This window comes from Geodermatophilus sp. SYSU D01105 (assembly GCF_054050095.1).
The window spans coordinates 110,184-122,534 of sequence record NZ_JBJGYR010000003.1 but is presented as its reverse complement, the minus strand read 5'-3'; the positions used below and the strand labels follow the sequence as shown (position 1 = coordinate 122,534).

Below are 12,351 nucleotides of genomic sequence, written 5' to 3'. Positions count from 1 at the left end.
GTGCTGCTCACCGTCGACGTCGGCAACAGCCAGACCGTGCTGGCCACCTTCGACGGCGAGCGCCGGGTGGGCTGCTGGCGGGTGACGACCGCGCCCCGGGCCACCGCCGACGAGCTGCGGCTGCTCTGGCGCGGACTGCTGCGCGACACGGTGGTCACCGGCGTCAGTGCCTGCTCCACGGTCCCGGCGCTGCTGCCGGCGCTGCGCCAGCTCCTGGACTCCCTCGACGTGCCGGTCGTCCTCATCGGCCCCGGCGTCCGGACCGGCGTCCCGCTGCACGTGGACAACCCGCGGGAGGTGGGCGCGGACCGGGTGGTGACCGCGCTGGCCGCGCACGAGCTGTACGGCCGCGGGCCCGACGGCGGCGCCCGGCCCGTGGTGGTCGTCGACTTCGGCACCTCGACCAACGTCGACGCCGTCGGCCCGGCGGGGCAGTTCCTCGGCGGGGCGCTGGCCCCGGGGGTGGAGGTCAGCCTCGAGGCGCTGGCCAGCCGCGCCGCGCAGCTGCGCTCGGTGGAGCTCACCGTGCCGCCGCACGCGATCGGCAAGAACACCGTGGCGGCGCTGCAGTCGGGTTTGGTGCTCGGCTTCGCCGGGCTGGTGGACGGGCTGGTGGCCCGGATCGCCGCGGAGCTGGTCGACGCGTTCGGGGTGTCCCCGGTCGTCGTGGCCACCGGCGGGCTGGCCTCGCTCGTCTCCGACAGCTGCCGCTCGATCGGCGCGCGCGAGCCCGACCTCACCGTCCACGGGCTGCGGTTGGCGTTCGAACGGCAGCAGGGCGCGGGCCGCCGTCCGGCGTCCCCGTAGGCTCGGCGCCCGTGAGCGAGGCACCTCCCGTGGCCGACGACGTCGACGAACTCCCCGAACAGCTCCGGGTCCGCCGGGCGAAGCTCGACCGGCTGCGCGAGGCCGGCGTCGACCCGTACCCGGTCGCCGTCGCCCGGACCACGACGCTGGCCGGCGTCCGCGCCGCCCACCCGGACCTGCCGCCGGACACCATGACCGGCGAGGAGGTGGGGGTCACCGGCCGGGTCATCTTCAGCCGGAACACCGGGAAGCTGTGCTTCGCGACGTTGCGCGAGGGGGACGCCGAGCTGCAGGTCATGCTCTCCCGCGACCGGGTCGGCGCGGAGGCGCTGGACGCCTGGAAGGCCGACGTCGACCTCGGTGACCACGTCTTCGTCCGCGGCGAGGTCGGGACGTCGCGCCGCGGGGAGCTCTCGGTGTTCGCCGACTCCTGGCAGCTGACCGCCAAGGCCCTGCGCCCGCTGCCGGTGGCGCACAAGCCGATGAGCGAGGAGCTGCGGGTCCGTCGCCGGTACGTGGACCTGATCGTGCGCGACGAGGCCCGCCGCACGGTGCGCCAGCGGGCCACGGTGATGTCGACGCTGCGCGCCGGGCTGGGGTCGCGCGGCTACCTCGAGGTCGAGACGCCGATGCTCCAGACGGTGCACGGCGGCGCCGCGGCGCGTCCGTTCCGCACCCACATGAACGCCTTCGACCTCGACCTGTACCTGCGCATCGCGCCGGAACTGTTCCTGAAGCGGTGCATCGTCGGCGGGCTCGACCGGGTCTTCGAGATCAACCGGAACTTCCGCAACGAGGGTGCCGACAGCACGCACTCGCCGGAGTTCGCGATGCTGGAGGCCTACCAGGCCTATGCCGACTACCAGGTGATGGCCACGCTCACCCGGGAACTGACCCAGGAGTGCTGCGCGGCGCTGTTCGGGGACCACGTCGCCCGGCACCACGACGGCACCGAGATCGACCTGTCGGGTGAGTGGCCCCAGATCCCGCTGCACGCGGCGGTCTCGGAGGCCGTGGGGGAGGAGATCGGCCCCGAGACACCGCTTGCGCAGTTGCGGACGATCGCCGAGCGGGTCGGTGTCGGCGTGGACCCGAAGTGGGTCGCCGGGAAGGTCGTCGAGGAACTGTTCGAGGCACTGGTCCAGGACACGCTGCAGTCGCCGACCTTCGTCATCGACTACCCGCTGGACACCTCGCCGCTGACCCGCGCGCACCGGTCGACGCCGGGCCTGGCCGAGAAGTGGGACCTCTACATCGCCGGTGTCGAGCGCGCGACCGCCTACTCCGAGCTGGTCGACCCCGTGGCCCAGCGCGAGCGGTTCACCGCGCAGGCGGCCCTGGCCGCGGCCGGCGACCCCGAGGCCATGGCGCTCGACGAGGACTTCCTCGAGGCGCTCGAGTACGGGATGCCCCCGACCGGCGGCATGGGGATGGGCATGGACCGGTTGATGATGACCCTCACCGGTCTGGGAATCCGCGAGACCATCCTCTTCCCGCTCGTCCGGCCGCTTTCGCCCTGAACGGTCCGGTCCGTTTCTCACTCCATCCGGTATTTCATTCCGCACATCTCGCCGAATGGTCTATGGTCCGGGGTGCCAATGCAGCCACCCCGCCTCGGGTGGCGAACCGCCCCGAAAGGGGCCGCATCGAGAAGTGGGGAAGTGGAATGGCTCGCAAGGTCCAGGTGATCCTCAGTGACGACCTCGACGAGGATCTTCCGGCCGACGAGACCGTGAGTTTCTCCCTCGACGGGACGAACTACGAGATCGACCTGTCCGAGAAGAACGCCGAGGAGATGCGCAACGCCTTCTCCCGCTACGTGCAGGCGGCCCGGAAGGTGGGCCGCGGCTCCGGCCGCGCCTCCGGTGGCGGGCGGTCCCGCCCGACCGGCGGTGGTCGCATGGACCGGGAGCAGGCCGGCGCGATCCGTGACTGGGCCCGCAAGAACGGCCACCAGGTGAGCGACCGCGGGCGCATCCCGGCCAGCGTCGTCGAGGCCTACGAGGCCGCGCACTGAGGGAGGGCCCCCTCGCAGGGCCCCGGTGCTCGCACGCCCGCGCCGGGGCCCTGCGAGGGGGCCGTTCCAGTACGGCGCACCACGGCCCGGCTCCCCTCAGGGGGCCGGGCCGTCGCCGTCCGGACACCGGCTGTTCACGTTCCGTCGCAGGTCAGGGCACTAGGGCCCTGTCACTGATGCGGACGGTTCAGTAACGGTATGTGTCATGAGCCAAGACACGGCTGAGGCGACCCCGGCAGGCGTCCCCGAACCCGGCCCCGCGCGGGCGGTCACGGACACCCGTCCCCTGGCTCCCTCGTTCACCGCCACCATCGACCAGGCCCGCGGCGTCGTCCGCGCCCGGGGCCACCTCGACGAGGTCGGGGCCGACCTGCTCTGCGGGACCGTGGTGGCCCTGCAGCGGCACGGGCACCGCCGGATCACCGTCCGGCTGGAGGCCACCGTGGAGGACGGCGCGCGCGAGCTGTTCGACGACCTGGCCTCCCGGCTCGCGACGGTCGGCGTCCAGGTGGTGGTGCAGTGACCGCCGGCACGAGCCAGGGCCGCGGGTCCCTCGAGCACGGCGGGGGCTGGACCGTCGGAGCCGACGCCGTCCCCCGCCGTCAGGCCTCGGACGAGGAGCCGGTCACCCGGCTGCACGCCGTCGGTGCCGACGGGCTGGTCACCGGCCGCGCGCTCTGCCTGGCCCCGGTCACCCTCCTCGACCCGGCCCTGTGGACCTGGCCGGACGACGGGGACGAGGAGTGGCCGCTGTGCTGGGTCTGCCTCGCCCTCACCTGCTGACCGCGCCCGGTGGCGCCGTCCGCTGACGGCGTAACCCGCCCGGAACACCGCTCGGCCACCATCGGTTGGACCGGACAGCTCCTGTCCTCCGCCCGGCCGCGCGTGCCGACGGAGGGGCGGAGTCCGCGACTACAGTGGAAAGACCGGTGCCCCGCGCGCCGACGGACGTCGGGTGCTCCTCCCCATCACGGGGAGGGCAGTGCCGGACCAGCCGGTCAGAGGAGAAGCAGCAGATGTTCGAACGGTTCACCGACCGAGCCCGCCGCGTGGTCGTCCTGGCCCAGGAAGAGGCCCGGATGCTCAACCACAACTACATCGGCACCGAGCACATCCTCCTGGGCCTGATCCACGAGGGTGAGGGCGTCGCTGCCAAGGCGCTCGAGTCCCTGGGCATCTCGCTGGAGGGTGTCCGGCAGCAGGTGGAGGAGATCATCGGGCAGGGCCAGCAGGCCCCCTCCGGGCACATCCCCTTCACCCCGCGCGCCAAGAAGGTCCTCGAGCTGTCCCTGCGCGAGGCGCTGCAGCTCGGTCACAACTACATCGGCACCGAGCACATCCTGCTCGGCCTGATCCGCGAGGGCGAGGGCGTCGCCGCCCAGGTCCTCGTGAAGCTGGGCGCCGACCTCAACCGCGTCCGCCAGCAGGTCATCCAGCTGCTGTCCGGCTACCAGGGCAAGGAGCCGGCCGCGGCCGGCGGCCCGTCGGAGGGCACGCCGTCGACCTCGCTGGTCCTGGACCAGTTCGGCCGCAACCTGACCCAGGCCGCGCGCGACTCCAAGCTCGACCCGGTCATCGGGCGGGCCAAGGAGATCGAGCGGGTCATGCAGGTCCTCTCGCGGCGGACCAAGAACAACCCGGTCCTCATCGGCGAGCCCGGCGTCGGCAAGACCGCCGTCGTCGAGGGCCTGGCCCAGGCGATCGTCAAGGGCGAGGTCCCCGAGACGCTGAAGGACAAGCAGCTCTACACGCTGGACCTCGGCGCGCTCGTCGCCGGTTCCCGCTACCGCGGTGACTTCGAGGAGCGGCTGAAGAAGGTCCTCAAGGAGATCCGCACCCGCGGCGACATCATCCTGTTCATCGACGAGATCCACACCCTCGTCGGGGCCGGTGCCGCGGAGGGCGCGATCGACGCCGCCAGCATCCTCAAGCCGATGCTGGCCCGTGGCGAGCTGCAGACCATCGGCGCCACCACGCTCGACGAGTACCGCAAGCACCTGGAGAAGGACGCCGCCCTCGAGCGCCGGTTCCAGCCGATCCAGGTGGGCGAGCCGACGCTCACCCACACGATCGAGATCCTCAAGGGGCTGCGCGACCGGTACGAGGCGCACCACCGGATCAGCATCACCGACGGCGCCCTGGTCGCCGCCGCGACGCTGGCCGACCGGTACATCTCCGACCGCTTCCTGCCGGACAAGGCGATCGACCTGATCGACGAGGCCGGTGCCCGGATGCGGATCAAGCGGATGACCGCCCCGCCGGACCTGCGCGAGTTCGACGACCGGATCGCCGGCATCCGCCGCGAGAAGGAGTCGGCCATCGACGCGCAGGACTTCGAGAAGGCCGCGTCGCTGCGCGACAAGGAGAAGCAGCTCCTGGGCGAGAAGGCCGAGCGCGAGAAGCAGTGGAAGGCCGGCGACATGGACGTCGTCGCCGAGGTCGACGACGAGCAGATCGCCGAGGTGCTGGCCAACTGGACCGGCATCCCCGTCTTCAAGCTGACGGAGGAGGAGACCACCCGGCTCCTGCGCATGGAGGACGAGCTCCACAAGCGGATCATCGGCCAGGAAGAGGCCATCAAGAGCGTCAGCCAGGCGATCCGGCGGACGCGGGCGGGCCTCAAGGACCCGCGCCGTCCCGGTGGCTCGTTCATCTTCGCCGGCCCCTCGGGTGTCGGTAAGACCGAGCTCGCCAAGGCGCTGGCCAACTTCCTCTTCGGTGAGGACGACGCGCTCATCCAGATCGACATGGGCGAGTTCCACGACCGCTTCACGGTGTCCCGTCTCGTCGGTGCCCCTCCCGGCTACGTCGGCTACGACGAGGGTGGCCAGCTGACCGAGAAGGTGCGGCGCAAGCCGTTCTCGGTGGTCCTCTTCGACGAGATCGAGAAGGCGCACGCGGACGTGTTCAACACGCTCCTCCAGGTGCTCGAGGACGGCCGGCTCACCGACGGTCAGGGCCGGATCGTGGACTTCAAGAACACGATCCTGATCCTCACGACCAACCTCGGGACGCGGGACATCTCCAAGGCCGTCGGCCTCGGCTTCCAGGCCGGGAACGACACCCAGTCCAACTACGAGCGCATGAAGTCGCGGGTGCACGACGAGCTCAAGCAGCACTTCCGGCCTGAGTTCCTCAACCGCATCGACGACATCGTGGTGTTCCACCAGCTGACCGAGGACGAGATCATCCAGATCGTCGACCTCATGGTCGCCCGCGTGGAGAGCCAGCTCGCGAACAAGGACATGTCGCTGGAGATCACCCAGGAGGCCAAGAAGCTCCTGGCCCACCGCGGGTTCGACCCGGTGCTGGGCGCCCGGCCGCTGCGACGGACGATCCAGCGCGAGATCGAGGACACGCTGTCGGAGAAGATCCTCTACGGGGAGCTGACCGCCGGTCAGATCGTCGTGGTGGACGTCGAGGGCGAGGGCGCCGAGCAGAAGTTCGTCTTCCGCGGCGAGGCCAAGCCGATCGACCTCCCCGACACCCCGCCGGTGGCGCTCTCCGCCGGTGGCGACGAGGAGGGTCCCGCGGCCACGGCCGAGTGATCCTCCGGTAGGTCCACGACAGGGGCCGTCTCCCGTTCAGGGAGGCGGCCCCTGTGTGATGTGTGGGCGACCATCAGGTCCCCTGATCGTCGCTGCGGCCCCACGGGCCCGGTGGGCCTCCTCAGGCGGGGAGGCGGAAGCGGCCGTCCGGCGTCTGCTCGACCAGCCCGTCGACGAGCAGCGAGTCCAGGCACCGCGAGCGCTGGACGGCGTCGTCCCACGCACCGTCGAGCAGGACCGCCGGCACGGGCCCCTCAGCGGCCCGCAGGACGTCCAGCAGCCGCCCCCGGACCTGGCGGTCGGTCCCGGCGAACCGCTGCACCCTGCGGGCCGGCCCGTCGGGTGCCGGGCACCCCGCTCGCCGCCAGGCGCAGCTGTCCCGGACCGGGCACGCCCCGCACCGCGGCGTCCGCGCCACGCACACCAGGGCGCCGAGCTCCATGGCCGCGACGGAGAAGCGCACCGCTCGCACCGGATCGGCCGGAGCCAGCCCGGCGACGTCGGTGAGGTCGGCGGCCCGAGCGGTGCCCGCCTCCGCCCGGCCGTGCACGAGCCGGGCCACCACCCGCCGCACGTTGGTGTCCACGACCGGCTGCGGCTGCCCGTGGCCGAAGCAGGCGACGGCGCGAGCGGTGTAGGTGCCGACGCCGGGCAGTGCCTCGAGGGCCGCCACGTCGGCGGGGACGGCGCCGCCGTGCCGCTCGGTGAGGGCGACGGCGGTCTCCCGCAGGCGCAGCGCCCGCCGCGGGTAGCCGAGCTTGCCCCAGGCGCGGATCACCTCGGCCGGGGAGGCCGCGGCCAGCGCCACCGGGGTGGGCCAGCGGGCCACCCACTCCCGCCACACCGGCTCCACGCGGGCGACCGGGGTCTGCTGGAGCATCACCTCGCTGACGAGCACCGCCCACGGGTCGACGTCCGGGCGCCGCCAGGGGAGGTCGCGGGCGGCGGTCTCGTACCAGTCGACCAGGGCCTCGCCGAGCTCGGGCCCGGTCGCGGGGAGGGGGCGGGCGGTGCTGTCCACGGGGGTCCAGTGTGCCGCCCGCCGGGGACGGCGTGCCGACGTGGGAGCGCTCGCGGTCGCGCACTACGGTTCTCGGCGTGCTGCACCCGGTCGGCCCCCTCCCCGCGGCGGTCTACTGGCGGCGACGCCTGCTGGTCCTCGTCCTGCTCGTGGCGCTGCTCGGCGGCGGGGGCTGGCTGCTGGTCGCCACCCTGGGGGACGGCGGCGGCAGCACGTCGGCCGCGGCGGCAGCGACCCCCACCGCCACCAGCGAGCCGGCCGAGCCACCCGCCCTGGAGCGGGTCGTGCCCTCGCTGGCCAGCGTGCAGACCCCGACCCCGACCCCGGCGCCCGAGACCACCGAGGCCCCCGAGCCGGCTCCGGAGCCCGCGCCGCAGCCCGGTGGCCCGTGCAGCGACGAGATGATCGGCCTGGCGGTGCGCACGCCCGGCAGCGCGCCGGTCGGCGGCAAGCCGACCTTCGAGCTGGTCGTCACCAACGCCTCGTCCGTGCCCTGCGTGCGGACCCTGGACAAGGGGCTGCAGGAGATCGTCCTGCTCGACGCGTCGGGCAACCGGCTGTGGGGCAGCAACGACTGCATCCCGGAGGCCAGCAGCGACACCCGCACGCTGGCGCCGGGGGAGGCGGTGTCCTTCCCGCTGGTCTGGAGCGGCCTGACCAGCCAGCCGGGCTGCAGCGCGCAACGCACGGCGCTCGGGCCGGGTCAGTACCTGCTGCGCGGACGCCTGGACACCAAGACCAGCCCCGACGCGCCCTTCTCGATCGTCTGATCGGGGACGCCGGCTCAGTCGCGCCCCTGGACGAGGCCGTCAGCTGTAGCGGTCGAGGATCGAGGTCTCGGCCAGCCGCGACAGGCCCTCGCGGATGCCGCGGGCCCGCGCCTCGCCGACGCCCTCGACGGCGAGCAGGTCCTCGATGGTGGCGGCCAGCAGCTTCTGCAGCCCGCCGAAGTGGTCGACCAGCCGGTCGATGATGCCGGCCGGCAGTCGCGGGACCCGCGCCAGCAGGCGGTACCCGCGCGGGCTGACCGGGGAGTCCAGCGCGTCGGCCGACGTCGGCAGGCCGTAGCAGCGGGCCACCGCCGACAGGTCGAGCAGCTCCGTGGCCGACAGCGCCCGCAGGTCGGTGAGGACCTGCTCGATGGTCTTCGGCCGCCGGGCGCCGCCGGGGAGGTAGTCGCGCACCAGGAGGCCGCGGTCCTCCTCCACGCCGGCGAGCATCTCGTCGAGCTGCAGGGCCAGCAGCCGGCCGTCGGTGCCGAGCTCGACGACGAAGCCCTCGATCTCGTCGGCGATCCGCCGGACCATCTCCAGCCGTTGGCTGACGCTCATCGCGTCGCGGACGGTGACGAGGTCCTCGATCTCCAGCGCCGACAGGGTGCTGGCCACCTCGTCGAGCCGCAGCTTGTACCGCTCGAGGGCAGCCAGGGCCTGGTTCGCCCGGGCCAGGATCGTCGTCGGGTGCTCGAGGGTGTACCGCCGGCCCGCGACGTACACGCTGATGATGTGCATCGACTGGCTGACCGAGATCACCGGGAAGCCGGTCTGGATGGCGACCCGCTCGGCGGTGCGGTGTCGGGTGCCGGACTCCTCGGTCGGGACCGTCGGGTCGGGCATCAGGTGGACGCCGGCCCGGACGATCCGGGCGCCGTCGTAGGAGACGATCACCGCGCCGTCCATCTTGGCCAGCTCGCGCAGCCGGGTGGCCGACAGGGCGACGTCGAGGGCGAAACCCCCGGTGCAGATGGACTCCACCACGCGGTCGTAGCCGAGGACGATCAACGCACCGGTGCGGCCGGCGAGGATCCGCTCCAGGCCGTCGCGCAGTGCGGTCCCCGGTGCGATGCGGCCGAGCAGTTCGCGGAGCGCGACCTCGGGATCCACAGCGGGCGGCACGAGCGCTCCTGACGTTCGGTGTGTTGGCGGCTGAGTCTACGTGGCCTCAACGCTACTGGTCGGCCTCCGTGAGCCACCTCACCGGATCCGGCGAGGGGAGCGACGCGGGCGGTGACGCAGCGTCAGAAGAGACGGGCGAACGCGGCCCCGAGGTCGGGGACCTCGATCAGCCGCATGCCCTTGGGAGCACCACCGGCGTCCTCGGGGACCAGCGCGACCCGGTAGCCCTGACGGGCCGCCTCGGCCAGCCGGCGACCGGTGCCCCCCACGCGGCGGATCTCCCCGGAGAGCCCGACCTCGCCGAGGGCGACCAGGCCCTGGGGGAGCGGGACGTCCTTGGCCGCCGACGCGATCGCCAGCGCCAGCGCCAGGTCGGCCGCGGGCTCGGTGATGCGGACGCCGCCCACGGAGGCGGCGAAGACGTCGGCGTCGGCCAGCCGCACCCGGCCGCGCCGCTCGACGACGGCGTTGACCATCGCCACCCGCTGCGAGTCCAGCCCGCTGACCGCGCGCCGCGGCGACCCGCCGCCGCTGTTGGCCGCCACCAGCGCCTGGACCTCGGCCAGCAGCGGGCGGCTGCCCTCCAGCGTCACTGTGACGCAACTGCCGGGTACCGGGGCGGTGCGCCGGGACACGAACAGGTGCGAGGCGTCCGGGACACCCACGACCCCGCGGTCGCCGATCTCGAAGCACCCGATCTCGTCGGCCGGGCCGAACCGGTTCTTGGTCGCCCGGATCAGCCGCAGGGTGGAGTGCCGCTCCCCGTCGAAGGAGACGACGACGTCGACCAGGTGCTCGAGGGTGCGGGGACCGGCGATGGCGCCGTCCTTGGTGACGTGGCCGACGAGGATCGCCGTCATCCCCCGGCTCTTCGCCACGCCGGTCAGCGCGCTGGCGACCGCCCGCACCTGGGTGGACCCGCCGTCGGTGCCCTCGACGGCGGGGGAGCGCACGGTCTGGACGCTGTCGAGGACCAGCAGCGAGGGGTTGACCTGCTCGACGTGGGCGAGGACGGCGGAAAGCTCGGTCTCCGCGGCGAGGTAGAGGTCCTCGTGCAGGGCGCCGATCCGCTCGGCCCGCAGTCGCACCTGGGCCGCGGACTCCTCGCCCGACACCACGAGGGCCGGGCCGTTCGCCGCGGCCACCCGGTGGGCGACCTCGAGCAGCAGGGTGGACTTCCCGACCCCGGGCTCGCCGGCGACCAGCAGCACCGCGCCGGGCACCAGGCCGCCGCCGAGGACCCGGTCGAGCTCGTCGATGCCGGTGGGGACGGCGCGGGCGGAGGCCAGCTCCACCTGGGCGATGGGGACGGCCGGGGCGGTGACCGGCCCGGCGGCGACCGACCGCAGCGGCGAGGCGGGGACGCCGACCTCCTGCAGCGTGCCCCAGGCCTGGCACTCCGGACAACGGCCGACCCACTTGGCCGCGCCGTACCCGCACTCGGTGCAGCGGTGGGCGGGTCGGGACTTCACTCCTGCAGTGGGCACCCGGCGACGCTAACCGCCGGGTACGACAGTTCCGGGGAGGACGCGGACCCCGTGCAGGGGCCCACGATCACTCGGACTCGGTGTCCTGCTCCGCGTCGCGGCCCTCCGCCGCCCCGTCGTGGAAGTCGAAGCCCTCCTCGCGGGGCAGCGCCCGGTCGGGGGTGGCGACCGACGCCTGGACGGGGATCTCCCCGGCGTTCTGGAAGGTCAGCGTGAGCTCGATGCTCTGGCCGGCCGTCAGCTCCTCCGACAGGTCGACGAGGTCGACGGTGAGCCCGCCGTCCTCGCCGACGTAGACGGTCGAACGGGCGGGGATGGGGATGTCCACCCGCGTGCTGGCCGACGGGGCGGCCGACGTCGGGGCAGCCGGGGCCGAGGGGGCCGCCGGGTCCGACGTGGCGGTCGGTGTGCTCCCGGTGGTCGGCGCGGCCGAGGGGGAGCCGGGCACGGCCGGCGAGGGCGTCGTCTGCCCGCTCACGACCACCCCGGTGAACGCGTCGCCCTCGATGCCGACGAGGGTGTCGGGCTCGTTGCTGCCGTTGACGATCGCCAGGGACAGCGGGGCGTCGTCGCCGGCCGAGTAGCGGCCCTCGGTGGGGTAGCCCAGGAGGATCTGGCGGAGGGTGATGTCGCCGGACTGGGCCTCGGGGCCGACCTTGTCCCGGTTCTGGGTCGCGGTCTGCGAGACCTGCCCGGCGCTGCACGCGCTCAGCGCGACCGGGCTGAGGAGCAGCACACCCATCGTGGCGGCGCGCAGTGCGCGGTTCACAGCCGTCGACCTCCAGGGACGTGCAGGCCACCGCACGTCGATGGCCTGGGTCGCGCCGAGCCTAACGCCCGCCCCCGGCGGCCCGCCCGGAGGGACGGGGTCCGCCGCGCCGCGTCCGCCGGCACCCGTCCGGGTGACGCCGGTGCAGTCGGCGCGGCCGCCTGCCGATGCACGGGAGGACGGCGGGGCCGGCGACGGGGGGCAGGATGCGCACGGGGTTGCCGTTCGACGACGTCCTGGCCGCGGCGCAGGCCGGGGCCGCCTGGGCGTTCGAGGTCCTCTACCGGGACCTCGCGCCGGCCGTGACCGGCTACCTGCGGCTGCACGGCGCCGCCGAGCCCGACGACCTGGCCAGCGAGACGTTCATCGGCGTCCTCACGGGGCTGGCCGGCTTCCACGGGAACGAGGACGCGCTGCGCGCCTGGGTGTTCACCATCGCCCACCGGCGGCTGGTCGACGACTGGCGTCGCCGTGGGCGCCGTCCGCAGGTGACCGACGACGCGCTGCTGGGCGAGCTCGGCGGGGGCGACGCCGAGGACGACGCGCTGGTGCGGATCGGCGCCGCGGACGTGCACCGGCTCTGCGCGACGCTGCCCACCGACCAGCGTGCGGTGCTCCTGCTGCGGATCCTCGGCGACCTCACCGTCGAGCAGGTGGGCCGCGTGCTCGGGCGGTCCACCGCCTCGGTCAAGGCGCTCCAGCGGCGCGGGCTGCGCAGCCTGCGCAGCGCCCTCGAGACGACGTCCCCCGAACGGGTGGGGACCGGCGCGCACCCTTCTGCGGCCCTCCGGCGATGACGAGGACGAG

12 protein-coding genes are annotated in these 12,351 nt (G+C 73.7%); 8 read left to right on the top strand and 4 right to left on the bottom strand.

All coding sequences use genetic code 11. The features are described 5' to 3' along the window. From ACI79I_RS03555 to ACI79I_RS03530, 6 genes are all read left to right on the top strand, one after another. On the top strand, positions 1 to 807 hold the full coding sequence (locus ACI79I_RS03555; RefSeq protein ID WP_456990886.1) for a type III pantothenate kinase: 807 nt from the start codon (positions 1 to 3) through the stop codon (positions 805 to 807). Between the two features lie 11 nt (positions 808 to 818). After that, entirely contained in the window at positions 819 to 2,327 is a 1,509-nt protein-coding gene (gene lysS, locus ACI79I_RS03550) for a lysine--tRNA ligase (protein WP_456990885.1), read from the top strand. Between the two features lie 146 nt (positions 2,328 to 2,473). Then, entirely contained in the window at positions 2,474 to 2,824 is a 351-nt protein-coding gene (locus ACI79I_RS03545; RefSeq protein WP_456990884.1) for a histone-like nucleoid-structuring protein Lsr2, read from the top strand. Positions 2,825 to 3,029: 205 nt separating this feature from the next. Beyond that, a complete protein-coding gene (locus tag ACI79I_RS03540) occupies positions 3,030 to 3,347 on the top strand; it encodes a hypothetical protein (protein ID WP_456990883.1) in 318 nt (105 codons plus the stop codon). Further along, the gene (locus ACI79I_RS03535; protein WP_456947783.1) at positions 3,344 to 3,607 is read left to right on the top strand and encodes a hypothetical protein; all 264 of its coding nucleotides are present in this window, start codon (positions 3,344 to 3,346) and stop codon (positions 3,605 to 3,607) included. Before ACI79I_RS03540 ends, ACI79I_RS03535 begins: the two co-directional genes overlap by 4 nt. A gap of 233 nt (positions 3,608 to 3,840) precedes the next feature. Next, positions 3,841 to 6,372 carry an ATP-dependent Clp protease ATP-binding subunit gene (locus tag ACI79I_RS03530; protein WP_456990882.1) on the top strand — a complete coding sequence of 844 codons (2,532 nt, stop codon included), beginning with the start codon at positions 3,841 to 3,843 and terminating at the stop codon, positions 6,370 to 6,372. A 121-nt stretch (positions 6,373 to 6,493) separates the two neighbouring features. On the opposite strand, the gene ACI79I_RS03525 is transcribed toward ACI79I_RS03530, so the two are convergent. After that, positions 6,494 to 7,393, bottom strand: a complete 900-nt coding sequence (locus tag ACI79I_RS03525; RefSeq protein ID WP_456990881.1) for an A/G-specific adenine glycosylase — start codon at positions 7,391 to 7,393, stop codon at positions 6,494 to 6,496. A 77-nt stretch (positions 7,394 to 7,470) separates the two neighbouring features. Between ACI79I_RS03525 and ACI79I_RS03520 the strand changes: the two genes are divergently transcribed. Beyond that, on the top strand, positions 7,471 to 8,163 hold the full coding sequence (locus ACI79I_RS03520) for a MucR family transcriptional regulator (RefSeq protein ID WP_456990880.1): 693 nt from the start codon (positions 7,471 to 7,473) through the stop codon (positions 8,161 to 8,163). Positions 8,164 to 8,202: 39 nt separating this feature from the next. Here ACI79I_RS03520 and disA read toward each other — a convergent pair whose 3' ends face one another. The 3 genes from disA to ACI79I_RS03505 all read right to left on the bottom strand — a co-directional run bounded on the left by disA (position 8,203) and on the right by ACI79I_RS03505 (position 11,544). Beyond that, a complete protein-coding gene (gene disA / locus ACI79I_RS03515) occupies positions 8,203 to 9,288 on the bottom strand; it encodes a DNA integrity scanning diadenylate cyclase DisA (protein ID WP_456990879.1) in 1,086 nt (361 codons plus the stop codon). A 122-nt stretch (positions 9,289 to 9,410) separates the two neighbouring features. Beyond that, positions 9,411 to 10,775, bottom strand: coding sequence for a DNA repair protein RadA (gene radA / locus ACI79I_RS03510; protein ID WP_456990878.1), 1,365 nt, complete (start codon positions 10,773 to 10,775; stop codon positions 9,411 to 9,413). Positions 10,776 to 10,842: 67 nt separating this feature from the next. Continuing rightward, complete coding sequence (locus ACI79I_RS03505; protein ID WP_456990877.1) at positions 10,843 to 11,544, bottom strand: hypothetical protein; 702 nt, start codon at positions 11,542 to 11,544, stop codon at positions 10,843 to 10,845. A gap of 206 nt (positions 11,545 to 11,750) precedes the next feature. Between ACI79I_RS03505 and ACI79I_RS03500 the strand changes: the two genes are divergently transcribed. Then, positions 11,751 to 12,341 (top strand): RNA polymerase sigma factor, encoded by a 591-nt coding sequence (locus ACI79I_RS03500; protein WP_456990876.1) that lies wholly within the window; start codon positions 11,751 to 11,753, stop codon positions 12,339 to 12,341. The last annotated feature ends 10 nt before the right edge of the window (positions 12,342 to 12,351 follow it).

Bases quoted from the DNA above. Each gene is read 5' to 3' on its own strand.
- ACI79I_RS03540 (WP_456990883.1), top strand. From the start codon at position 3,030: ATGAGCCAAGACACGGCTGAGGCGACCCCGGCAGGCGTCCCCGAACCC.
- ACI79I_RS03545 (WP_456990884.1), top strand. From the start codon at position 2,474: ATGGCTCGCAAGGTCCAGGTGATCCTCAGTGACGACCTCGACGAGGAT.
- ACI79I_RS03530 (WP_456990882.1), top strand. From the start codon at position 3,841: ATGTTCGAACGGTTCACCGACCGAGCCCGCCGCGTGGTCGTCCTGGCC.
- ACI79I_RS03500 (WP_456990876.1), top strand. From the start codon at position 11,751: ATGCGCACGGGGTTGCCGTTCGACGACGTCCTGGCCGCGGCGCAGGCC.